Source organism: Bacillus sp. BB51/4, assembly GCF_008368845.1.
In the GTDB taxonomy this organism is placed as follows: Bacteria; Bacillota; Bacilli; order Bacillales; family Bacillaceae_G; genus Bacillus_A; species Bacillus_A wiedmannii.
Window position 1 is genome coordinate 60,696 of sequence record NZ_QOSC01000003.1, and the last position, 24,594, is coordinate 85,289.

Below are 24,594 nucleotides of genomic sequence, written 5' to 3' on the forward strand. Positions count from 1 at the left end.
AGTGAAAATATACGCATGGCCCTTTCCTCTATCTTTGCCCACAAAATGCGTTCTATCTTAACGATGTTAGGTATTATTATCGGTATTAGTGCCATCATTACTATCATTTCAATGGGTGATGGTACTAACGCAAAGTTTAAAAAAGAGTTAGGCCAAGGAAAAGATAATGAAGTAACGATTTACTACAACAATCCTGATTATGGAACGGATAGTGCCAAAATCACACCTGATATGCTAAACCGTCTTCAAACCGTACCAGGCGTTAAAGATGTGTATCCAGATGTAAGTATGAAAGTAAAAGCATCTGCTGGTTCAAAAGATGTAAATCTTGATTTAAAAGGTGGAACAGGCGCCTTTATGACAGATTCGAAAATAAAATTAGTTCACGGTCGTGAATTAAACGACAGCGAATTAAACCAAGCAATCCCTGCTATTATATTAAATGAAGAAGCTTTCAACAAATTATTTAGTGGTTGGGAATCAAATCAATACACAGATATAAAAGGAAAGCCGTATAAAATAGTCGGTGTATACGAAACGAAAAATGAGTTCGGAATGGCTATGCCTGAAGGTTACACATCACTTGAAAACGCGCCTGTCATTTCAGGAGTAAATGAGTATGACTCTGTAAGATTAACGATGACCTCTCCAACAGAACGTAAAAGTGTAGAAAAACAAGCCGTTTCTGTTTTAAACGAAATGAAAGCTCCTAAATTTGAGCACAAATTCGAAGCACAAGATTTAGGTGAATTTACGAAGCAATTAGACGAATCCATTGGCATGATGAAAATGGTATTCGGTGGTATTGCTGCTATCTCCTTACTTGTTGGTGGTATCGGCGTAATGAACATCATGCTTGTATCTGTAACAGAACGTACACGTGAGATTGGTATTCGTAAAGCACTTGGTGCAACGCGCGGTAAAGTATTAACACAATTCTTAATTGAATCTTGTATTTTAACAGGACTCGGTGGTTTCATCGGATTCATGCTCGGTATCTTCTTCGCTTGGATCGTCTCAATCTTTGCTGGATGGCCACTCGTTGTCTCAAAAGAACTTGGACTTCTTGCAGTAGGTATCTCAATGTTAATCGGTATTATATTCGGTTTACTTCCAGCTAACAAAGCTGCAAAACTGGATCCAATTGAATGTTTACGATATGAATAAATAAAAAGCGTAGGATTTTACACTCCTACGCTTTTTATTTATCCCGCTTTAATGGGCAGTAAGACCCCCACCTCAAAATTCAGCGAAAGCAAAGAATTTAGGTGGGGGATCAACTGCCCATAAAAGCCCAATTGGTTCAACTAATAATCAGTGGGGGAGGAAGAATCCCCCCCACTGATTAAAGTTTCACTTTATCTATTAAATCGTGTTTCTTCTATTATATATGTTTCACGTTATCAACATCTTTAATTATTTTAACCTACTAAAGCTATTATAGAATCCTATTATTGCAAAAATAATATGTGACAGACTAAAATCAAGGCGTAATTTTTTCCATACCTCGACTTATTTTGTAACAATTATAACGATATTTCATTAAATTTCACCTCATTTCAATCTCTCCACAGCGAAAATAGTTATTTTTACATAACTAATCACCTGTTCTAACAGCAAAATACGCCATTTTTGTAACGACTACGAAATTATTACGTAATAATACTGAAACATTGTTAACCTATTAGAAATTGAAATACTCCCCTTTTTATGCATCTTATGCTCAAACCTCCCCTAAAAACTATAAGAAAGCGCTTTTAGGATATTACTGGAATTATTACAGAATATTAACGCCCCGTTACGAAAGCTTTGTAATTCTATGTTTTTCGCAAATAAGAAAATAATGGTTGCTATAATGAGGTCAACGAAAACAAATGCAATGGAGGCTATTATGAAAAAATTTATGGGTATAGCAACAGCAGCGGTTTTTGGTCTTGGGATTTTCACAACATCTGCTAAAGCAGAAACAATCGTAACGACTGATGTACTAAATGTACGAGAAAACCCAACTACTGAATCACAAGTTGTCGGAAAGTTATTAGATGGATATAAAGTTAACGTTTTACATACAGAAAACGGATGGTCAAAAGTGAAATTGAATAGCGGTAAAGAAGCTTTCATTAGCGCTGACTATACAAAAGACACTTACTACGTAACAGCAAACGTATTAAACGTACGTGCTGGTGCAAACACAGACTCAGAAATTCTTGGTAAATTGAAACAAGATGATGTAATTGAAACAACACACCAAGTACAAAATGACTGGATTCAATTTGAATATAACGGAAAAACAGCTTATGTTCACGTTCCTTACTTAACAGGTAAAGCTCCAGTTAAAGTTCAGCCAGCAGTTAAAGTTGAAAAAACAACTAAAGTTCAAGATACAGCTAAAGTTCGTGAAGCAGTTAAAGCCGGTGAGGTAGCTGAAACTCAAGCAAAAGCTAAAGCACAAGAAGCAACTAAAGCTCGTGAAGCAGCTGAGGCTCAAGCAGAAGCTAAAGCACAAGAAGCGGCTAAAGCTCGTGAAGCAGCTAAAGCTCAGGCAGAAGCTGAGGCTCAAGCAGAAGCTAAGGCCGGGGAAGCAGCTAAAGCTCGTGAAGCAGCTAAAGCCGAGGCAGCAGCTGAAGCTCAAGCAGCGGCTAAAGCTCAAGAAGCAGCTAAAGCTCGTGAAGCAGCTAAAGCCGAGGCAGCAGCTGAAGCTCAAGCAGCGGCTAAAGCTCAAGAGGCAGCTAAAGCTCGTGAAGCAGCTAAAGCTCAAGAAGCAGCTGAAGCTCGTGAAGCGGCTAAAGCTCAAAAACCAGCTACACAACAACCTGTTGCAAAAGAAACTGAAACAAGTGCACCATCATCTTCTCGTGAGTTACGTGTTGTAGCAACAGCTTACACAGCAGATCCACTTGAAAATGGTTATAAAGCAGGCGACCAAGTAAAATCAGCTTTAGGTCACAACTTAACAGCAAATCCAAATATGAAACTTATTGCAGTTGACCCAAGTGTAATTCCATTAGGTTCAAAAGTATGGGTTGAAGGTTACGGAGTAGCAATCGCTGGTGATACTGGTGGAGCTATTAAAGGAAATAAAATTGACGTTTTAATGCCTGATAAAGGTACATCAAGTAACTGGGGACGTAAAACAGTTACAGTTAAAGTATTAAACTAGTTCGTATAAAAAAGGTCAGTCTCATTGAGGCTGACTTTTTTTGCGTTCCTTCTAAAGGAAAATATACTCTACCTGAAATTATATCCACGATTTTTCAAATATATCTATCGTAACCTACAATATATCCACGATTTTCCGAATATATCTATCGTAACTTATACTATATCAACGATTCGACAAGGAATATCGATTTACCGACAAACTTTGACATTGAAAAGTACTTTATGATAAAAAGGCTGCCCAAAATTCGGACAGCCCCCTATACTTCCCTATTCCACACAAGTAAACTGCGTCCAAGCTCCTACATAATCTAATAAGAATAACTCTTCTTCCGCAATTGTACCGACAATATTTTTCCGTTCATCTATCGGCATTTCTTTTAGAATGATTTGCAGTTCACCTTTATACTTACCGAATGAGTTGTTTCCAATTACAACTTGCCCTCTTTCCTGTCGTACACTTTCGCGCACTGGGAAGTCATAGTCTTTATACTTTTTACGCACTTCTGTAGAACGTACCATATATTCTGTTATATCGCCGCGTCTTACGTGTAATTCTTGCAGTGTCGCTTTCTTTTCTACTTCAGTCGCTTCTTCCACAAAGTGTACTTTCAGCTGTAACATGTAACGATTTAAGTTTCCTAGTTTCTCTAACTCTTCTTCATTCGCATAAGCATTTCCGATAATCACATCATCAATAAGCCCTGTTGCCCATAAATGTTTCGCTTGTACTTCAATCGGTAAGTTACGATGTTGTTCTAACGTACATAATCCGTCATTAATATCCCATGGACCGATGTCGGCTGCATGGGACGTAATAAAGGCTGCCGTGCGAATGCCATGCTTTTTAAAGCGTTCACTACAGCGAATGAAATAATCATATGGAAGACCAGTGAATTTTTGTGGATAGAAGTTATGACAGCCAATTAAAGCTGGTTTATTCGCCTGGTGCGAAAGGATATTCTCTAAGTATGCAATATCGTTACTTACGTTTAGCTCAATTTTTAAGCCATACGGATTATTCGTCATTTTCGCTTCTGTTAATCCGTCAAATCCTAGATCTAAACGAATACCGTCTGCACCTAACTCTGCAAAGAATGATAGATCACTATAGCTAATACCAAGTTGATCGAATACTGCCGGAGCTACATCTAAAATAACTTCCATATTGTTATCTTTTGCATGATTAATAATTTCTTTAAATTCAGCTACAATTTCTTCTTTTGGACGATTCACAGATAATAGACATGTGAATATTCTTGAAAAACCGTGGCGTGCCGCTGCCGAAATGTATGCCATATCTTGTTCTTTCGTTGAATGCTCTGGATAAAGTGAAATTCCTAATTTACGCTCCATGCTTTTGCATCTCCTTCACACGTTGTATTAATGCCATGCTCGTAAATCTATATTTTGCAGATAAACATGTGGCACATAAAATCGTTGGTACAATAATTACGTACGGTGATTGTAAGCTTAGCATTACATATGCACCCATTGAACTACCGATAAATAAAATTGATATGAGTAGTAACACTAATAAAGATTTACTTTGTACCCATTTTGAATAATGTGCAATACACTGCCCCGCTACAAATGTAATTAAGATGATAATTGCTCCGAGCATTCTGTTTTCTCCTCTCCTGCTAATTGCTGTTTCTCATACATTTTGAAGAATGGATAGTAAATAACGAATGAGATCACAAAGTTAACAAGTACAAGTACACCAGCCATAATTGTCCAGTCTGTACTAATAATCGCTGCAATTGGTGCTAACATCGTAAATGGCAGTTTCGCCATCATGAGCGGAATCATGCCTGAAACAACTGCAAAATATGATACTGTCGTTGTCACTAACGGTGTAATAACGAATGGAATAATTAAGATTGGGTTCATTACAATTGGTGCCCCGAAAATAATTGGTTCGTTAATATTGAATAAACCTGGTACGAATGATAATCTACCTAACTCTTTTAGGAACTTAGATTTAGAGAACATAAACATAATAACTAAAGCTAACGTTGAGCCTGATCCACCGATCCATACGAACCATTGAATAAATTGCTCTGTAAATAAGTTTGGTAATTGATGTGCATTTCCTGTAGCTGTGAATACTTCCATATTTTCAAGAATTGCTGAATCCCACATTGGACGAATAATTGGTCCTAAAATCGCAGGGCCATGTATACCGAATGACCAGAAGAACACGATTAAGAATACTGTTAATAAACCGCCGAATAAATTATTTCCTACTAATACTGATTTTAGTGGTGCGATTAAATATGTGATTGTTGTATTTACATCGAATTTTAAACCGTAACGAATACCCCAGAATAAAAGAATAACGACTAAAGTTGGAATTAATGCTGCAAACGAGTTTGCAACTGCTGGTGGTACACTGTCTGGTAATTTAATCGAGATATTATGCTTAATCATAAAGTGATAAATTTCTACTGCAATTAAAGCTGTAACAATTGCGCCGAATAAAGACGTTGCACTTAATGTTCCTACTGAAATGTATCTTCCTGCATCAATAACACCTGGTACAGCTTTCGTAATTTGAATTGGTTCAACTGATGCTAGTAAAAAGGCGAGTACAGATAACAACCCTGCACTTAACTGATTGAGCTGATAAAAGTTTGCGAGTGAAGCTCCTACCCCAAATGCTGCGTATAACGCCATTAAACCTACTGTAAACCGGAATGGAATATCTAAAATATGGCGAAATGGTGCAATCCATTCCATATATGCATCAATTGGTAAATTTAAAAAGATAACGAAAAATGATCCGACAATCGTTAACGGCAATGTAGAAATAACTCCGTTTCGAATTGCTAATAAATGTCGTTGTCCTGCAATCTTTTGCGTTGTTGGCATAATCTTTTGTTCCATAAAACTCATAAAACCATTCATCAATACCCCTCCTCTTTCTCTTTACTACGTAAGGACAAAAAGTTATAACATTATAATGTTTATATTTAAAAAAATATAATTATGCTAAAACTAATTGTTCTGCTTGTTTCAGTACTTTTAAACCGTCACACATGCCATAATCTCTTTGTTCTATTATTGCAACCGGTATATCGTGTGATTTCGCAAGAAACTGTACCGCTGGAAACAAATACTTCACTTGTGGTCCGATTAAAACAACATCAGCATTTTTTATTTCCAGTTTCACAAGTTCTGAATCAACTGCTTTAATTTTATAATCCTTCCCTTGTTTCTTTGCCTCTTCTTGCATTTTTCTTACAACCATACTCGTTGACATGCCTGCTGCACAACATAATAAAATGTACATCTTATACTGTCACTTTCTCTTCTACTCGTTTATGAAGAGTAATAAATTCTTCAGCAAGTTCTTTCACTGTAATTGCATTCATTAAATGATCTTGTGCATGCACTAACAGTAAACTGATTTCTGCATGATTTCCTCTTGCTTCTTCTTGAATTAAGTCTGTTTGAATGCGATGAGCTGCCGAAATCTCTTCACTAGCAAGTGTCATCTTTTCGCTCGCATTCTCAAAATCTCCTTGTCTTGCAAAAGCAATTGCTTCAAGCGCCGCGCTTCTCGCATTGCCACCATGTAAAATTAACGCAAATGGAGTTTGCATATCAGTCATTTTAAATTCCCCCAAGCTATCTTTTTTCTATATTGTTATCTTATTATGAAAACGCATACAATTAAACATAAAAAACTTCCGTTGTGTAACGGAAGTTTTTATATACTTTTTCAAAACGATAGTAAAATCTCTTGAAATTCTTCAATCATTCCAGCCTGAGTTAATTTCTCTATCGTATGCTGACTAGACATAATATCATATAAAAAATCATAAAGCTTTTGTAAATCTTCATTATTATTGCGCTTTACACTAAATAAAATAATAACTTGTACTTTCTTATCTCCCCAGTCAACCGCTTTATTAAGTGTACAAAACATCAAAAATGTTTTCTCACTTAATAACTGCATCGGATGTGGAATTGCAACTAAATTCCCAACGGCTGTCGGAGATGTATTCTCTCTTTCCATAACAGAATCATAAAATTTTTCTGGTACATAGTTTTTCTCAGCAGCTTTCTCACATAAAAACTGAATAACCTCTTCCTTCGTAGAAGCGCTATGATTTAAAAAGATCAAATCTTCCTTTATATACTGCTGCACACTAGTATTCACATGCGTAAACAACTGCTGACCGATTGACTTAATCTCTTTATCATCAAATATTGAGTTCACTTTTATAACAGGCACAGGCAAACCACTCGGTATATGAATCGTACTAATGATACAATCTATTTTATCTTTATAAAGTTCTTCCACTTTCAATTGATAATAACCTGTAATCCCTACAATCTCTAATTTATCTTGGAACTGTGATAGAATTTTATATTTCAATAGCTGGGCGCTTCCTTGACCAGTCGCACAAACTAGTAAACATCTTTTCTTTTGATTCTGTTCCTGTAAACGACTCATCGCTCCCCCGAAGTGAATCGCAATATAACCAATTTCACTTTCTGGAATCGATTCTCCCGTATAATAACCAATTATATCTCCAACGAGAACCGCAATTTCAAAAGCATACGGATAATTCTTTTTCACTTCTGCCAAAAGAGGATTTCTCGTATTTAACTTATACTTCAAACGGTTTAATAACGTTTTTAAATGAACACCAAATCCAAATAATAATTCTTCATCATAATAAAAAATAAGATTCCGTTCTTCCGCTACTTTAAAAAGAATATGTTGCATAAATGCATATAGATCTTTCCCTAATAGTTCTTCCACATTTTCATAACGATCTCTCGCTGTAACAGCAGTACTCAATAAATGCATCGTCACATATAAAACTTCTTCTTCTGGAAATGAAAGATGCAACTCTTTCTCTAAATCTCCTACAATCTGTTTCGCAATTGTATATTCTTTCTTTATGATAAGTTCTGATTGCTCCGCATTCAGCCCTTTCATATAATGTTGATTTTCACAACGCCTTATTGCAATTGCAATATGAATGACTAAATTATCAATTTCAATATCTGATAAATATATCGTTCCTCCCTCGATATACTTTAATATAACCGAACGGATAAGTGGGATATGAGGTAACGATAAATATGTATCCCTCTGCTCAAATTGCTCATGAAACGGAGTATGATCATAGCGCGGTAAACCATATTGTGATAAACAAGACCGAATATGAAACTCCTCTCCCACAATACGTATACCATAATACGGTCTCTTTTCAATTTGTAATTGATAGCGACCACATATATCTGTCACATCTTTCATAATTAAATTTACAGTCGATTTACTCACATAAATCTCCTCTGCTAACTGTGAAAGCTTCACATACCCTTCTGTCGTTACAATACGTTGCAGAATGTACGCTATCCTTTCTTCATAAGAAGTTGGGATCTTTTCCGTCTGTTTTTGAAATAAACCCACGCAAAACTCTTCAAACTTCTTCGTTTGTATAATTTCTAGTTCGTATCCAGTCCCTCTTTGCGATTCAATTTTCGCCCCGTTTTCTTCCAATATATCATTTAATAATTTTATATCTTTTTGAATCGTCTTCGTTGATACATGTAAACGGCTCGCTAAAAAAGCTCGATTTAACATCGACTTCTCTTCTAAAAACTCCTCTAAAATAGAAATTAATCGCTGATGCACTTTTGTCATAGCTCTTCCTCTCACAATTTATATATAAAAAGGAAAAAGCTGCTGAAGTCAGTAGTTTTTTCCTTTTTCATTTTATCTATTTCTTTAATGTAAATCCGAATTTATCCCATGCTTGTAAATAATCTAATAAGAAAATTTCTTCTTCTACAATTCGGCCAACTACATTTGTTTTTCCTGTGTTCACCATATCTTTTAACGCAATTTGTAATTCACCTTTATATTGACCATACTGTTCATTATCAATTAAAAGATCACCGCGTTTAATTTCGCGTGTATTATGCGGTTTGAACTCTTCTTTCTTATATTTCACACGACTTTGTGTCGAGCGAATCATATATTCAGATACATCTCCACGATAAAAATGAGGCTCGTCTAATACGATAATTTTTTCTAGTTCTGTTGTTGTATCATATAATCCTATATCAAATGTTTGTTTCTCTTTATTTAATGCACCTAGTGCTTGTAATTCTTCTGCTGATGCATACGCGTTCGCAATAATAACATCATCAATTAACTCTGTCGCAAATAAATGCTTCGCTTGTGTTGTCATCGGTAATTCACGATGCTGCTCTAACGTACATAACCCTTCTGTTACTGGCCAAGGTCCGTACGTTGCATCAAAGGATGAAATAAACGCAGCCGTTCTCATACCGTAATCTTTAAATTGTTTCGAGCATTTAATGAAATGATCGTATGATAATCCTGAATAACGATGCGGATAAAAATTATGGCAACCAATTAAATTTTCACGGTTTGGTCTATGGCTCATAATGTTATCTACATATTTCGTACCGTTACTCATATTAATTTCAATTTTTAAGCCGTATGGATTGTAAGTCATAATCGATTCTTCTAAACCAGAGAAACCGACATCTAAACGAATACCGTACGCTCCTAACTCATGGAAGAAAGATAAATCATTATATGAAATACCTAATTGTGTAAAAACAGACGGACTAATATCAACTAATACTTGGAACCCTAATGCATTTGCATGAGAGATTGTTTCTTTAAACTCTTCTATAATTTTCTCTTTTTCTCCATCTACAGACAATAAGCATGTGAATACACGAGTAAATCCGTATTTACTTGCTAATGTTAAATATTCCTTATCTTTCTCTACTGTTGAATGTTCTGGATAAATAGAAATACCTAATCGTCTCATATGTACACGCCTCTTTCTTCATTGTTTTGTAAACCTTTTCAAATATGTGTAGTGAAAAAGTATATATCCCCTTCTCATTCACTACTTTTTGAATCCGCTTTCTTTAAAGAAAAAACAACTTCTATCATTCATAACAACTACAAGTCTATACATCTATACTTTACAACTTTTTTTCATAGTTGTGTAGCTTTTACACAAATTTGTCAGTTTTTCCACCTCGAAAATTGTTATACGTTTTCAAGGCACCTTCCTTGACTGTTACATTGACCAATACATATACTCGAAAGAAAAGAGAAAATTTTATATAGGGGATGAATATATGGGAGAAGCAATACTCGTAAAACGAGAATCGTTATGGACGAAAGAGTTTGTCGCTTTAATTTTTGCAAACTTATGTATGTTTTTAGGGTTTCAAATGTTAATTCCTACTTTACCTGTTTATGTGAAAGAAATTGGCGGCACAAGTTCCAATATCGGATTTGTTGTCGGCATGTTTACCGTGGCGGCACTTTTTGTTAGACCGCTAACTGGAAATGCCTTGCAAAAATTTAATAAAAAAATCATTTTAATGATCGGTACTGCTATTTGTTTACTCGCTATGGGCAGTTATCTTTTCGCTTCAACCGTCTTCCTATTACTTGCCGTTCGAATTTTACACGGGGCTGGTTTTGGTATTACAACGACTACATATGGAACTGTCGTTTCAGATTTAATTCCACAAGCTCGCCGCGGAGAAGGCATGGGATATTTCGGTCTTTCTGGAACGATTGCAATGGCGCTCGGTCCACTTATCGGACTTTGGCTCATGCAAACATATAACTTCACGATTCTTTTTTTATGTGCACTTTCATGTACAATTGTTTCATTAATATTAACGAAACTACTTCAAATCAAAAAATCGCCGCAACCACCACAGCAAACATCTGGTACTTTTCTCGATGGATTTATTGAGCGCAAAGCTTTACTTCCTTCATTATTAATATTATGTATTACATTAATGTACGGCGGAATCGGAAGCTTTATTACATTATTTGCTACGGAAGTCGGAATTGCTGATATAAGCCTCTTCTTCTTATTTAATGCACTTGCAATCGCTGTCACTCGTCCGTTTTCTGGAAAGTTATACGATGCGAAAGGTCATGCATTTGTTATTATTCCAGGAGTTATCATTACGTTTACAGGTATTATTTTACTGTCGTATACAACTACAATTCCGAGTTTAATTATTGCAGCAGCATGCTACGGAAGTGGTTTTGGAGCGATTCAACCTGCACTACAAGCATGGATGATTGACCGAGTAGCACCGCACCGACGAGGAGTTGCAACAGCTACATTTTTCTCCGCATTTGACCTTGGAATTGGTGCTGGCGCGATTATTTTTGGATTCATTGCACATTTTACAAACTACGCAACTGTATATCGTTATTCCTCTCTATTACTTATTGCTTTCCTGTTCATTTACATTACAAGTATAAGAAAGCAAAAGCATGGAGATAAAAACAGAGAAAAAGCTGCTGGATAATTTCAGTGGCTTTTTTTATCGTATTTTTGCTGTTATAAAACCACATGCATTTTCCTACATATTTTTTTAACTTTCATCAAAAAATATACGATGAACTCGCAGACGCTTTCCTTCATATCCACCTGAACAATACTATTCTAAAAAGTGTGATTTATTTACAAAATTAAGATTTATACAAGATGAAAACCAATAAAATACAGCTGTTTCTTTAAAGAATTGTAAACTTTTTGTCCCTTTGTAAAGTTAGTGTAAATTTTACTAGCAAACCGTTTACAGTGCCTCAAGGTTTAGTTAATAATTACAGCGTACATGAAATTTAAGGAGTGGAGTGCGTGGAATATAATGTTCAAGATATGATCTTCCAGTTCATTGGTGGATTAGGTATTTTCTTATTCGGGATTAAATACATGGGCGATGGACTGCAACAAGCAGCTGGTGATCGTCTTCGCGATATTTTAGATCGCTTTACAACAAACCCACTTATGGGTGTACTAGCAGGTATGTTAGTTACTGTATTAATCCAATCAAGTTCAGGAACAACCGCTTTAACAGTCGGACTTGTAAGTGCCGGATTTATGACATTAAGACAAGCAATCGGTGTTATTATGGGTGCGAACATCGGGACGACAGTTACTGCATTTATTATCGGAATTAAAATCGGAGAATATGCGCTCCCAGTTATGGCAATTGGAGCGATTTTACTATTCTTCTTTAAAAATAAAAAAGTACATTCTGTAGGTCAAGTTGTATTCGGTTTTGGTATGTTATTCTTCGGTTTAGAATTAATGAGCGCAGGTATGAAACCTCTTCGCTCTTTAGAGTCATTCCAAGAGTTAATGGTTAGCATGAGTGACAATCCAATTTTAGGAATTATTGTCGGTACAGTGTTCACTTTAATTGTACAAAGCTCAAGCGCAACAATCGGTATTTTACAAGAACTATTCGGTCAAGGTGCTATTGATTTACAAGCTTCTCTTCCTGTATTGTTCGGTGATAACATCGGTACAACAATTACAGCAGTATTAGCAGCAATCGGTACTTCAATTGCCGCAAGACGTGCAGCATTAGTTCACGTTATCTTTAATATTATCGGTACCATTATCTTTACAATTTTATTAGTACCATTTACAAGTTTAATCCAATATTTCCAAACGTCATTAAACTTAAATCCAGAAATGACAATTGCATTTGCACATGGAACATTTAACGTAACAAATACAATCATTCAGTTCCCATTTATTGCAGTATTAGCATGGATCGTAACAAAAATCATTCGTGGTGAAGATTCATCTATTAACTTCAAACCGCAACATTTAAATCCAATCTTTATTGAGCAATCTCCAGCTATTGCTTTAACTGAAGCTCAAAAAGAGGTTGTACGTATGGCTGAATTTTCATTACACGGCTTAAAAGAAGCGAATCAATATTTAAATACACAAGACAAAAAGCATGAAAACATGGCTACTCAATTAGAAGGAGCTATTAACAATTTAGATAAAAAAATTACCGAGTATTTAGTTTTACTATCGGAAAAGCCGCTTTCACCTTCAGACTCTGAAAAACATTCCGTTTTAGCAGGTGTTGTTGGAGATATTGAACGTGTTGGTGATCATGTAGAAAACCTAGTAGAACTTGTAGATTTCCAAATTTCAAACCGTGTTTCCCTATCAGACGAAGCACTAGCTGAACTAAATGAAATGCTTGAATTAACAATTTCAACATTACAAGACGCAGTTGAAGCTTTAACAAACTTCGATACTGAACTAGCACAAACGGTTATTGCAAAAGAACGTAAAATCGACCAAATGGAACGTGTTCTTCGTAAACGTCACGTATTACGTCTAAACGAACGTAGCTGTTCAGGTGATGCAAGTATCATCTTCGTTGATATGGTAAGTAACTTAGAGCGTATCGGTGATCACGCTGTAAATATTGCTGATGGTGTTTTAGGTGAACAAGGTAAAATCAATTTAAAACAATCATTATAATAGAAAAGAGACGCTAACTTAAGCGTCTCTTTTCTTATTTCATATTTACAACAGTTCTTCCTTTTAACTTTCCTTGCAATATAAGTATAAACTTTTCATCTAACTCTTCTAATGTACATTCTTCTGTATAAGATAGTAGCTCTTTATTTTCCCATTCACTTGCTAAAAGCGTCCACACATCTCTTCTCACATCCACTGGGCATTGCACAGAATCGATTCCTAAAAGGCTTATGCCTCGCAAAATAAACGGATATACCGTTGTTTGCAATTCTTGTCCTGCCACATTACCGCACGTCGTTACACAACCACCATACTTTACCGTTTTTAAAGCGGTTTCTAGCATATGTCCACCTACAGTATCGATAACCCCGGCGTATATCCCTTTTAACATTGGTCTTCCTGATTCATCATTCAACTCCGTACGATGAATCACTTGTTTCGCTCCTAGACGTAGTAGCATCTCTTCTTCTTCCATTTTCCCTGTCGCTCCTACTACGTTAAATCCTAGATTACTTAAAATACTAACCGCTACACTCCCTACGCCGCCTGTTGCACCCGTTACTAAAACATCTCCCATACTAGGCGTTATGCCTGCTCCAATAAGCTTATATACTGATAAAGCAGCTGTAAAACCTGCTGTCCCGTACATCATACTTTCCTTTAATGACATTCCCTCTGGTAAAGGGATGATCCAAGATGCTGGCACGCGAATATACTCTCCGAAACCACCAGAAGTATTCATACCTAAATCATATCCCGTTACAATAACTTGGTCTCCTACCTTAATGGTTTCATCTGCACTACTCACAACCACTCCTGCTGCATCAATCCCTGGCGTATGAGGATATGTTCTCGTAACACCTTTATTACCCGTGGCTGAAAGAGCATCTTTATAATTTAATGAAGAATAATGAACCTGTATTAATACGTCTCCCTCAGGTAAACTACTTACTTCTCTCTCTACAACGTTTCTTACAAACTGCTTACTTTCTGTTTCGTTCACAACGATTGCTCGGAATGATGTATGATTCATTATGCTCTCTCCTTTATCCGTAAATTTCTTCTTTATTATATAGAAGAAATAAGTAAACCTACTCATTTCTTCTTGGCTATATTTCAACAAATCTTACTTCTCTATTACTTTCTCACAATACATATTTTCATTTCTACTAAAACAACTTATACTTATTCTACATCTTAAAAATAAAATATAGAAAATCTGACTTTTTATAAATATATTGAATTTTTACGAAATGTAAATGATTTGTAATGTTTTTTTCGTCAAATTTCATTATAATAAGTGGATATGAGTGTCGTATTTCAATCCAAATGAAGGAGTACAAGAAATGGAGCAAAACCCATCTTTGCAAGAAAATACACGCAGTAAACCGAAAAAAGGTAAGAAAAAAACAAAAATTATTATAAGCGTTATTCTATTCTTTTTAATAATAGGTGGCGGTTATACTTGGTTTTTAGTAAATAAAGCATCTTCTGCTGTTCGAAATGCCGCACACGATTTAGCACGCGGTGATAAATCTGATTTACGTGATAAAGCTGTAAAACCTATCGCAAATAATGTCTCTGTCTTAGTCATGGGTGTTGATGAAAGCGATGTCCGCGGGAAAGAATATGGTGAAGCTATAAGAACGGATGCACTATTACTTGCCACGTTTAATAAAGATAGCAAAACTGTAAAACTATTAAGCATTCCACGAGATACATATACTTATATTCCAGTGGAAAAGAAAAAAGATAAAATTACACACGCTCATGCATACGGTTCTACTAAAAACGGAAAAGATGGTGGACCACAAGCAAGTATTGATGCAGTTGAAAAATTAATGAATGTTCCTGTCGATTACTTTGTAAAGTTTAACTTCAAATCATTTATGAAAATTGTCGATGATTTAGGCGGGATTGAAGTCGATGTACCAGTTGAATTTACTGAACAAGATAGCAATGATAATGCTGATGCAATTCATCTGAAAAAAGGTGTTCAAAAGCTAAATAGTGAAGAAGCTCTTGCTCTTGCTAGAACGCGCCACATCGATAGTGATGCAATGCGTGGACAACGTCAACAACTCGTTATTGAAGCCATTTTAAAGAAACTAACAAGCGTTGGATCTGTAACAAAAGTTGGTAACATCATTGATGATATTAACGGACAATTCGTTACTAACTTAACATTCGATGATATGCTTTCATTCTACAAGTACGGATCGGACTCGGAAATTGAGAAATTACAAATTCAAGGTGAAGACTGCTATATGGAAAAAGGTGACGATACATGTAGCAAATCTGCTGGTGGCGGCCGAACGTATTACTACAATCCAGATAAAAAAGAATTAGCAACTGTTACAAACGAACTTCGTACTCACCTTGGATTACCTGCATATACAAAAACAGACTCTGATTCAAAGAAAACAAGCACAGAGAAAACAAAAGAATCTAAGTCGGAAAATTCAAGTGAACGCGAATCAAGTAACAACGAATCTAAAAATAAGAATAAAAATAGCAGTGAAGAAACAGAAACATCGTCTAACGACAATGAATAAAAAAGAAGCAGTTCTCTATGGAGGTAGAGTACTGCTTCTTTTTATTTCTCTATAATTAAAAATCAGAACTTTCTAACTATCTTTTTTAATATTTTTAAATTATAATAAATAGTAGCAATCTATTCCAATTATCAGGGGGCTCATACATATGAAAGCTGCAGTAAAACATAACATCTCAGATTTTAAAGACTACTTAAAATCAAACGATATATACATGGAAGAAAATATAGATGAAAATGATGGTTCTGTTCATTTTTCAGTAGGGTTAGAGACAGAAGCTGGCGCAAAAATCCAACTAATCGCTGCTTTCCAAAACGAACATCCTACTGTGGATATATACTGCTTCAATGTTGCTCACGTACCTGATGCAACATCAACAAATGATATTTTGCATGTCATCAATGAATTAAACACATCTTACCGATTTGCAAAATTCACGTTAAATAAGCAAAATGCAATTGATATTTCAGCATCACTTGCATTCTCAGAACCAAATTTCAATCCAGCACTTGTCTTTGAACATACGAGAATGCTATATAAATTAGCAAATGACGAATATAAAAACTTAATGAAAGTTATTTGGGCATAAATAAAAGGATGGGCTGCAAGCAGCGCCATCCTTTTATTTCGATAACATATCAATCCACATCTTAACAGCAGTGCCTACAATCAAAATCGATAACATATATTGCAATGCTTTTTGATTGATCCTCTTCCCAACTCGTGCTCCAAGCGGCGCAGCAAAGATACTTGCAATCGCAATAATAAGAGCTGGAATTACAACTACTTGCCCAGTTATCACTTTTCCAGTCGTAATCCCTATTGAGGAAATAAACGTAATAGCGATAGATGTTGCTATTGTTGTACGTATCGGCAATTTTAAAATAACTAGCATAATAGGAACTAATAAGAAAGAACCTCCAGCACCTATAATGCCTGATGCGCCTCCTACAATAAACGCTAACAAGCTTGCTAACCATTTATTATATGTCACTTCACCACTATTATTTCGTTTCGGTACGAACATCATAATAGCAGCTATTGTTGCTAACGCTGCATAAACAACATTGACCGTATGTTCCGCTAATACGTTAGCACCAAAACTCCCTATGAAACTTCCTATTAATATACTAGCTCCCATATACACAACTAGCGTTTTATCCATATCATTACTTTTCCGATAGGCCCATGCCCCTGCAAAAGTTGCAAAGAATACTTGAACCGCTGTAATACCACTTACTTCATGTGACGTATAACTAGTAAATCCTAGCAATACCGGAATGTATAGGATCATTGGATAATTAATAATCGCACCGCCAATTCCAACCATTCCTGATATAAACGATCCTATAAACCCAATTATAAAAAGTAATACGACTAAGCTCATCTTACATCCCCTCCCTTCTAAAAAGAAGGTGAATTAAATGAATAAGTTTACATTCCCATCCGAAGCATCTGCTAAATAAGCTCCTACTCCTGCAAACTCTACCCCTTCCATAATCTCTTCCTCTTTTAACCCTAATAAATCTACTGTCATTTGACAAGCTACAAGTTTAATCCCCTGTTCTTTCGCCAAATCAATTAAATCTGGTAAAGGCATAGCATTATGTTTTTTCATAATACCTTTAATCATCTTTTGTCCCATACCAGCAAAATTCATTTTCGATAATCCCATCTTGTCTGCACCACGCGGCATCATTTTTCCAAATACTTTTTCTATGAAAGTTTTCTTCACCTTCACATGCTCATCTTTCCTTAAAGCATTTAATCCCCAAAAAGTATGAAAAATAGTTACCTCTTGATCATACGCCGCTGCACCATTTGCAATAATATAAGCAGCCATCGCCTTATCATAATCTCCGCTAAATAAAACAATTGTTGTTTTCTTCTGTTGCTCCATGTTGTGCTCCCTCCAATTACCTATAGGGGTATTTTATTATTTATAAAAAGGCTCAAATCATTTATCTCTGTACTATACGACTTTCCCTTCCCACGCTAACATACCACCTACCATATTGATTGCTTGAAAACCGTAGCTCTCTAAAAACTGAACTGCTCTTGCACTTCTTCCGCCAGAGCGACAAACGATAATATATTCTTTATGCTTATCCAACTCATGCATTCGAAACTCTAGTAGTCCTAACCTAATAGGAAGCACTCCCTTAATTTTCCCTTCCGCCACTTCTTCTACTTCACGAACATCGATTACATGTAACTCTTCATTTCGTAATAATCTTTCCTCTACTTCTTTCGCTGTTATTTCTTTCATCTTGATATTCCTTTCTTACAAAGCGTTCATACCACCTGAAACATTGATAACGTGCTGAAACCCTAATTTTTTTAATACTTTTGCAGCCTGCTTACTTCTCATACCGCTCTGACAAATAACGATTACTTCTTTATTTTTATCTAACTGATTTGCCTTACTCGCTAGCTCATTTAGCGGGATATTTTGAAATCCTTTCATATGATTTCCTCTATATTCACCTACTGTGCGAACATCGATAAATTGTTTTCCCTTTTTTCCTGCTATACTCTTTAATTCTTTCCCACTTATATTTTGAACACCTTTTACCGGTAAAAAACGTGAAATAACAAATCCTGCAGCCAGTACAATAAAGAGCGTACTTAATATTGTATTCATATAACCAACCTCTCTACATTTATAAACATGCTACGCCTTCTTAATCCAAAACTTTAGCACATCAGCTTCTTCTACATGCTTTACGATGTCATGACCACCTTTATTTGCCCACGCCGGAATATCCTTAATTGACCCTTTATCCGTTACATGTACTTCTAACACTTCTCCAGTTTGTAAAGTATCCATCGCTTTCTTCGTTCTTACAATCGGCATCGGACATGCTAAACCTTTCGCATCTAATACTTGTTTTACATTCATCATCTATTCCTCCATTTTTTATTTATTTCTTATTCGTGAACTGCACAACGATTTGGACCAATCTCCATTTCACGCTCTTTATCTACACTCGGATGAATCTTCCCCATATTCGTTTGACGAATTTCTTCGTAAGCATTCGGCTGAGGTGGTAAATTCTCCGTTACAACTTTACGAAACTCTCCCTCACTCTCAATATTTAGTCCTGCATTATACGTAAATAAATCTTTTAACTTTGCGCTCACAACACCATTCTCATCCATTTCACTTACTTTTGAATAATGAGCTGGTAACACGATTAATTGTTGAGATAGTACTTTATATCGGTTATATAGAGTTTCTCGTAAATCACTCACCCAATCTTCAGCCTTTCCAGCAAGGTCTGGACGCCCGATTGAATCTATAAATAAAATATCGCCTGATAATAAATAGGAATCATCTACAATAAATGATGTACTTCCAATCGTATGCCCCGGTGAGTATAATGCGTCAATTTCAATTTTAGTACCCCCCACCGTAATAATTGATCCTTCAACGAGCGGTTTATATGAGAAAACAACTTCCTCCCCATCTTTTGGCGGTAACCAATACGTACCACCTACTCTTTCAGCTAACTTACGTCCGCCAGAAATATGGTCTGCATGTAAATGTGTATCCATTACATTCGTAATCGTAACGCCATGCTCTTTCGCGAATTCTTCATATGCTTCAACTGTTCTGACTGCATCAATAACTGCTGCCTCACCGTTTGAAACGACCATATAAGATAAACAGCCTTTTCCAAGGCGGTTAAATTGATATATACTCCCTCCGCCCTGTACATCTCCTACTTTTAACAGCTTCACATATTCACTCCAAGCTTTCATACCGCCAGCTAAATAATAAATATTTTCTAACCCGGCCTCTGTTAATTGCTCTGCCACAAATATAGAAGACCCTTCTTTTGCACATACTACTAAAACATCTTTATCTTTAGGTAATTCACTTACAATATGATCTACACCATCTAACAAATCAAAATACGGTTTATTTATAGAAGAAATTTGTCTCCCTTCAATTTTCCAATCTTCATAATCCGTCTCATTACGAACATCTAAAATAAACAACTCTCCGAATAAAACTTTCTCTGCAACATCTTTTGCTTGTAGCGGTTTAACACTCATCTAATTACCCCCATAGGTATATTTTTATTTAAAAAATTTTATTTTTCCACATTCCCTTGCCACTCTAACATACCTGGAATGACATTTTTCACATTTGAATACCCTTTATCTTTCAACATTTGGCAAGCTACATCACTACGGTTACCAGTTCGGCAAATAACATAAATTTGTTTCGTCTTATCTAATCCTGCGCTTGCTAGTTCACCTAATGGCACCGAAATGGCCGATGGAATATGACCAAAGGCGAATTCCGCCGCTTCACGAACATCTACTACAGTACACTCTTCACCACTTAATACTATATCTTGCAAATCCGCATTCGTAATCGTATGAGGATATTTCACTACTTCATTCATTTCATGCTCGTGTGCTTTTCTAACGTAATGCATCAATAAATCACCTTCGTATTTCGTCCCGATGTACTGATGACCTACTTTACTCGCCCAACTTTGTATATCTACAGTAGACCCTTTATCTGTTGCCTGAACTTCAATCACTTGCCCTGATGTCAAACCTTCCATCGCCTTCTTCGTCTTCACAATCGGCATCGGACAGGCCAAACCTTTACAATCTAAACTCATATCCACTTTTATACTCATAGTCGATTCCTCCATAATTTATATACACATACCTGTAGGGGTATATTAAAATGTTTTTGAAAATCTGTCAACACTTATGTTTGACAGATTATCGGCTTTTTACAAGTAATTGAACAGCTTCTTTAATTAACTCTTCATTTGAACCATTACCGCTTTCAAACTGCTCACGCAAACATTGCTCTAAATTTGTTCCCACAACAAGTCCAATTGTACGATCAAGTGCAGAACGAGATGCCGTTAACTGTGTAATAACCTCTCGGCAATCTTTTCCCTCTTCCATCATGCGAAGTACACCACGAACTTGACCTTCAATACGTTTCAATCTATTTTTCATATCTTGATTATATTCCACTGTAGACCACCTCCGTATTTATAACGATATTATACATTACTTTGTAACTTTGTATAACATCATATACCCTCAAGGGTATATTGTAAAGCATTTTATTTTTTTGAACCTTTCTAACGTATAGTAAAAATGCAAAAGCCACTGATTTTATTGACTTTTGCATTTCTCAACTACACTGTATTATTATCTTACTTCTTATAAACTCTTTGTAAAACTATAATCCATTTCTCCACCTAACGCTTCAGGTGTATCACCAGTTTCTCTAAAATCATGTGTATATATTTTTTCAAATGAACCGAAATCTACTTGCTTATAAAATTCAAAACAAGGGAAACCATCATGCTCTCCTTGAACATCAATACTGCCGTCCTTTTTCACACATACATTTAATACATAATCCACAGGAGGTGCATATACATTTAATGGATTACTTGCACTCGCACTCATTTTGAATTGCACACCGTCAGAATTCCATGTGATATTAGTACACACAATATTTTCTGTACTTGCTTTCCCTGTTCTTTTACTCACAGAACCATCTGGACTTGTAACCTTCTCGGTCGTAATACCCGTGTTCGCATATGAAAACACTTCTTCTTTATAGAAATCAACTACTACCTCTTGCTCAACTCTAGAGCGCATCGTATTTACCGCATGTGGTGTAAATTCACGCGAATCACCTTCGAATTGAATTATTTTTCCTGTTTCCATATCCTTCTTAGCTTCTGTCCAAGAAATTGGAATAAAGACACTGGCTCTAATTTTTACGATATTAGTCATAAGAACCACCTCTATAATTTTATTTTAGATACTGAATACTATTAAATAAAACAAACCATAATTTCAATCCTAAAACCAATAGATTTCTCTTTTACTTTTCTACTTCCTTCTAAAAAATAGTGCTATATTTACGTTTAGACTGTCATTTTAAAGTTATATTCCATCTCTCCAGCTAGTGCTGCTGGAGTATCATTTGTTTCTCTAAAATCATGTGTATATATTAATTCAAACGAACCAAAATCTACTTGTTTATAAAATTCATAGCAAGGAAAACCATCATGTACACCTTCAACATGCACAGTACCACTTTTATTAACTCGTATAGCCAACAAATAATCAGCTGCAGGTGCTGCCGCATTTAACGGATTACTGGCACTTGCTCTCATTTCAAATGAAACTTCATCCTCGCCCCATACGATATTAGTACATACAATATTTTCTGTACTTGTTTCTCCCTTTTGATACTCAATTGAGCCATCTGGATTTGTAATCTTCACTGTGACGATACAAGCATCTGCATATGTGAAAATTTCTCTTTTATAAAAATCAATATTCACTTCTTGTTCTAATCTTGAACGCTTTGCGTTCACAGCGTATGGTGTAAACTCACGTGCATCTCCAGCATATTCAAACGATCTTCCTGTTGCAGGATCCTTAATAGGTTCCAGCGATGCATATGGTGCAAAGACACTCCCTCTAACTTTTACGATATTGACCATATGAAACCTCCATTGATTCTATATTATATAAATCATTATTTGTTCTACCAACACAATATAGTCAATTTGATTGACTATATTGTGTATAGTACAATAAGTATTATATATAGTCAACTTAATTGACTACAAGTGCGGAGGTTATATACATGAATCAAACATTTAACGAGTTAGATCTTACTTCACTTTTATCATTATCCTTTAGTACATTAATTACTGAGCTACATGACAGATTAAGTGAATTGGGATTTGAAGATATTAGACCAGCACATGGTTTTATGTTCAAACGCATCCTTCCTAATGGAGCAACTGGTATAGAGTTAGCTGAATATTTAGGGATTTCCAAACAAGCTATAAGTAAAATGGTCGATTCTCTTGAGAATAGTGGCTACGTTACACGTAAAATACACCCTACTGATAAAAGGGGTAAAATCATTGTTTTAACCGAACGTGGTTTAGCAGTAATGAAAGCAAAAGAAGAAATAGTAGCTGAAATAGAGCAGCGATGGATTAAAAATATAGGTGCAGCAAGAATGCAAATGCTTAAAGAAGATTTAACGACATTCGTCACTAAAGAAAATACAGAGAAATTATCATCAAATATACGACCTGTCTGGTAAACAAAAAACGAATCCATTTTGATTCAACTTCTTCAAAATGGATTCGTTTTTCTATAGCTGTATTAAAAATCATTAATTTCTTTAAATTTTATTCTACTGAATATATTTTTTTACGCGTTATATAATTCCATAACTCTCTTCACAACCAACTCCGCAGTATTCTCCCCCGGTGGCATCAATAAATTCGTAACCGGTCCATATACAACTGTATTTAACTCGACTTCATACCCACCATATACATATTCCTCTTCGCTTGGTAAATAACCAACATATCCGTTCATATATCCACCAAAGAAAGCTAATTCATTTTGAAGACGATCTTTCACTTCTAATGCCGTTTCTGAAAAAGGTTCCATCGGTATACCAGAGAACATACCATCATTAATTTGGAACAGTTGAACTTCTAAATCAATACGTAACTGCCGAATACCTTGCTTATATTTCTCTAAAACGATAGTAAGCCATTCATCCGTATTCACGCCCCACTGCTTCTCGGCGAACCGAGCCATTCTTCTTATCTCATCAATTTCAGGGATATCCTTCAACTTCATTTGCATCGCACTTGAAATAGTTCTTAATTTTACAATCGGGCTATAAGAAACTGCTGGCAACATCGTTAATACATGTCCACTAAGCATGTAAGCCATTTGTGTTAATGCTTCCCTTGAACCACGATACTTCGCATTTACATTACCAGCAGCTCCTTGCACAATAATAACAGGGCAGTTTACGATTTTCTCAAGAATCTCCCTTGTCATTCCAGGATAATCCGCTGATAATACATCGCTATCACCTTTTAAAACATTCGGATGCGCAGTACAAAATACTACAATACCAGATAGCTCCTTCGTTTCAGCATTTCTTATCGCTAACATGCCAATTCGTTTATCTACAACACCCTCTATATTTGTTCCCATCTTCGCTCTTCCATCAGATGTTCTCTCTCTTCGGTTGACACCAATATCACCTGTCGTAACACCCCATCCAACTTCGCACAACTTCAAATTGTTATTCGCAGTAACAGCACCTTGCACTACATTATTTACTAAAATCGTTTTATACGACTTTACTAAAGGTTGCTCACCAACAGTTTCCGGACCAGAGTGTGTATGTGTATAAACAACTGTTATTCGCTCAAATGGCACATGAAGCCTACTCGCTACTCGCTCACGAATCATATTCGTATCTTCTACTAACATCCCAATATTATCAATACTTATAAACACCGTTTTCACTTCATCTTTTTCAAATACAAAAATCGTCCCATAAATATGCTCTTCAATATTATTTATTCCTGTCTCTCTATGGTATCCGACAAAATCAATACCTACAGGCGGCGTAATATCAACCTTACATACCCCTATTTTGCTCATTTATATCGCTCCATTTCTCTATGTAACTCCCTTTTTTC

General features: G+C 35.8%; 26 protein-coding genes. 7 read left to right on the top strand and 19 right to left on the bottom strand.

Going from position 1 to position 24,594, the window contains the following annotated elements; all coding sequences use genetic code 11:
• Window positions 1–15 precede the first annotated feature (15 nt).
• Window positions 16–1,167, top strand: coding sequence for an ABC transporter permease (locus DN392_RS01685; protein ID WP_472926190.1), 1,152 nt, complete (start codon window positions 16–18; stop codon window positions 1,165–1,167).
• Window positions 1,168–1,768: 601 nt separating this feature from the next.
• Window positions 1,769–3,160 carry a cell wall-binding protein EntC gene (gene entC, locus DN392_RS01690; RefSeq protein WP_149237896.1) on the top strand — a complete coding sequence of 464 codons (1,392 nt, stop codon included), beginning with the start codon at window positions 1,769–1,771 and terminating at the stop codon, window positions 3,158–3,160.
• Window positions 3,161–3,429: 269 nt separating this feature from the next.
• Here entC and DN392_RS01700 read toward each other — a convergent pair whose 3' ends face one another.
• The 7 genes from DN392_RS01700 to DN392_RS01730 all read right to left on the bottom strand — a co-directional run bounded on the left by DN392_RS01700 (window position 3,430) and on the right by DN392_RS01730 (window position 9,992).
• Window positions 3,430–4,515, bottom strand: coding sequence for a DUF871 domain-containing protein (locus DN392_RS01700; protein ID WP_000440087.1), 1,086 nt, complete (start codon window positions 4,513–4,515; stop codon window positions 3,430–3,432).
• Window positions 4,505–4,783 carry a hypothetical protein gene (locus tag DN392_RS01705; RefSeq protein WP_000900028.1) on the bottom strand — a complete coding sequence of 93 codons (279 nt, stop codon included), beginning with the start codon at window positions 4,781–4,783 and terminating at the stop codon, window positions 4,505–4,507. The genes DN392_RS01700 and DN392_RS01705 overlap by 11 nt, the downstream gene beginning before the upstream one ends.
• Complete coding sequence (locus tag DN392_RS01710; protein WP_001013048.1) at window positions 4,759–6,069, bottom strand: PTS sugar transporter subunit IIC; 1,311 nt, start codon at window positions 6,067–6,069, stop codon at window positions 4,759–4,761. Before DN392_RS01710 ends, DN392_RS01705 begins: the two co-directional genes overlap by 25 nt.
• A gap of 79 nt (window positions 6,070–6,148) precedes the next feature.
• Window positions 6,149–6,454 carry a PTS sugar transporter subunit IIB gene (locus DN392_RS01715; protein ID WP_149237897.1) on the bottom strand — a complete coding sequence of 102 codons (306 nt, stop codon included), beginning with the start codon at window positions 6,452–6,454 and terminating at the stop codon, window positions 6,149–6,151.
• Window position 6,455: 1 nt separating this feature from the next.
• Window positions 6,456–6,776 carry a PTS lactose/cellobiose transporter subunit IIA gene (locus tag DN392_RS01720; RefSeq protein WP_000131328.1) on the bottom strand — a complete coding sequence of 107 codons (321 nt, stop codon included), beginning with the start codon at window positions 6,774–6,776 and terminating at the stop codon, window positions 6,456–6,458.
• Between the two features lie 110 nt (window positions 6,777–6,886).
• Window positions 6,887–8,827 (bottom strand): BglG family transcription antiterminator, encoded by a 1,941-nt coding sequence (locus DN392_RS01725; protein ID WP_064056186.1) that lies wholly within the window; start codon window positions 8,825–8,827, stop codon window positions 6,887–6,889.
• 76 nt (window positions 8,828–8,903) lie between these two features.
• Complete coding sequence (locus DN392_RS01730; protein ID WP_001253361.1) at window positions 8,904–9,992, bottom strand: DUF871 domain-containing protein; 1,089 nt, start codon at window positions 9,990–9,992, stop codon at window positions 8,904–8,906.
• A 319-nt stretch (window positions 9,993–10,311) separates the two neighbouring features.
• Between DN392_RS01730 and DN392_RS01740 the strand changes: the two genes are divergently transcribed.
• Together DN392_RS01740 and DN392_RS01745 are read left to right on the top strand one after the other, a co-directional pair.
• Complete coding sequence (locus DN392_RS01740; RefSeq protein WP_048562484.1) at window positions 10,312–11,514, top strand: MFS transporter; 1,203 nt, start codon at window positions 10,312–10,314, stop codon at window positions 11,512–11,514.
• 332 nt (window positions 11,515–11,846) lie between these two features.
• The gene (locus DN392_RS01745; protein ID WP_000456268.1) at window positions 11,847–13,502 is read left to right on the top strand and encodes a Na/Pi cotransporter family protein; all 1,656 of its coding nucleotides are present in this window, start codon (window positions 11,847–11,849) and stop codon (window positions 13,500–13,502) included.
• Window positions 13,503–13,536: 34 nt separating this feature from the next.
• Here the strand turns inward: DN392_RS01745 and DN392_RS01750 are convergent, their stop codons facing one another.
• Complete coding sequence (locus DN392_RS01750) at window positions 13,537–14,535, bottom strand: YhdH/YhfP family quinone oxidoreductase (RefSeq protein ID WP_149237898.1); 999 nt, start codon at window positions 14,533–14,535, stop codon at window positions 13,537–13,539.
• A 313-nt stretch (window positions 14,536–14,848) separates the two neighbouring features.
• On the opposite strand from DN392_RS01750, the gene DN392_RS01755 reads away from it, so the two are divergent.
• Both DN392_RS01755 and DN392_RS01760 read left to right on the top strand, forming a co-directional pair.
• Window positions 14,849–16,057 carry an LCP family protein gene (locus tag DN392_RS01755; protein WP_002108773.1) on the top strand — a complete coding sequence of 403 codons (1,209 nt, stop codon included), beginning with the start codon at window positions 14,849–14,851 and terminating at the stop codon, window positions 16,055–16,057.
• A 148-nt stretch (window positions 16,058–16,205) separates the two neighbouring features.
• Window positions 16,206–16,646, top strand: a complete 441-nt coding sequence (locus DN392_RS01760) for a hypothetical protein (RefSeq protein WP_000642361.1) — start codon at window positions 16,206–16,208, stop codon at window positions 16,644–16,646.
• 33 nt (window positions 16,647–16,679) lie between these two features.
• Here DN392_RS01760 and DN392_RS01765 read toward each other — a convergent pair whose 3' ends face one another.
• The 10 genes from DN392_RS01765 to DN392_RS01810 all read right to left on the bottom strand — a co-directional run bounded on the left by DN392_RS01765 (window position 16,680) and on the right by DN392_RS01810 (window position 22,566).
• Window positions 16,680–17,444, bottom strand: a complete 765-nt coding sequence (locus DN392_RS01765) for a sulfite exporter TauE/SafE family protein (RefSeq protein ID WP_000060746.1) — start codon at window positions 17,442–17,444, stop codon at window positions 16,680–16,682.
• Between the two features lie 33 nt (window positions 17,445–17,477).
• On the bottom strand, window positions 17,478–17,957 hold the full coding sequence (locus DN392_RS01770; protein ID WP_000437733.1) for a DsrE/DsrF/DrsH-like family protein: 480 nt from the start codon (window positions 17,955–17,957) through the stop codon (window positions 17,478–17,480).
• Window positions 17,958–18,029: 72 nt separating this feature from the next.
• Window positions 18,030–18,326, bottom strand: coding sequence for a rhodanese-like domain-containing protein (locus tag DN392_RS01775; RefSeq protein ID WP_000659147.1), 297 nt, complete (start codon window positions 18,324–18,326; stop codon window positions 18,030–18,032).
• Window positions 18,327–18,341: 15 nt separating this feature from the next.
• Window positions 18,342–18,701, bottom strand: coding sequence for a rhodanese-like domain-containing protein (locus tag DN392_RS01780; protein ID WP_001092309.1), 360 nt, complete (start codon window positions 18,699–18,701; stop codon window positions 18,342–18,344).
• A 30-nt stretch (window positions 18,702–18,731) separates the two neighbouring features.
• Window positions 18,732–18,962 (bottom strand): sulfurtransferase TusA family protein, encoded by a 231-nt coding sequence (locus tag DN392_RS01785; RefSeq protein ID WP_002108774.1) that lies wholly within the window; start codon window positions 18,960–18,962, stop codon window positions 18,732–18,734.
• Window positions 18,963–18,988: 26 nt separating this feature from the next.
• On the bottom strand, window positions 18,989–20,119 hold the full coding sequence (locus tag DN392_RS01790; RefSeq protein WP_149237899.1) for an MBL fold metallo-hydrolase: 1,131 nt from the start codon (window positions 20,117–20,119) through the stop codon (window positions 18,989–18,991).
• A 38-nt stretch (window positions 20,120–20,157) separates the two neighbouring features.
• On the bottom strand, window positions 20,158–20,733 hold the full coding sequence (locus tag DN392_RS01795) for a sulfurtransferase TusA family protein (RefSeq protein WP_074651426.1): 576 nt from the start codon (window positions 20,731–20,733) through the stop codon (window positions 20,158–20,160).
• A gap of 73 nt (window positions 20,734–20,806) precedes the next feature.
• Window positions 20,807–21,070 (bottom strand): metal-sensitive transcriptional regulator, encoded by a 264-nt coding sequence (locus DN392_RS01800; protein ID WP_000456206.1) that lies wholly within the window; start codon window positions 21,068–21,070, stop codon window positions 20,807–20,809.
• Window positions 21,071–21,262: 192 nt separating this feature from the next.
• Entirely contained in the window at window positions 21,263–21,847 is a 585-nt protein-coding gene (locus DN392_RS01805) for a DUF3238 domain-containing protein (protein WP_000182091.1), read from the bottom strand.
• A 134-nt stretch (window positions 21,848–21,981) separates the two neighbouring features.
• Window positions 21,982–22,566: a DUF3238 domain-containing protein gene (locus DN392_RS01810; protein WP_000247274.1), complete on the bottom strand. Its 585-nt coding sequence runs from the start codon at window positions 22,564–22,566 to the stop codon at window positions 21,982–21,984.
• Between the two features lie 146 nt (window positions 22,567–22,712).
• On the opposite strand from DN392_RS01810, the gene DN392_RS01815 reads away from it, so the two are divergent.
• Entirely contained in the window at window positions 22,713–23,183 is a 471-nt protein-coding gene (locus tag DN392_RS01815; RefSeq protein ID WP_001076793.1) for a MarR family winged helix-turn-helix transcriptional regulator, read from the top strand.
• Between the two features lie 110 nt (window positions 23,184–23,293).
• Here the strand turns inward: DN392_RS01815 and DN392_RS01820 are convergent, their stop codons facing one another.
• Window positions 23,294–24,556 (bottom strand): neutral/alkaline non-lysosomal ceramidase N-terminal domain-containing protein, encoded by a 1,263-nt coding sequence (locus tag DN392_RS01820; protein ID WP_000034539.1) that lies wholly within the window; start codon window positions 24,554–24,556, stop codon window positions 23,294–23,296.
• Between the last annotated feature and the right edge of the window lie 38 nt (window positions 24,557–24,594).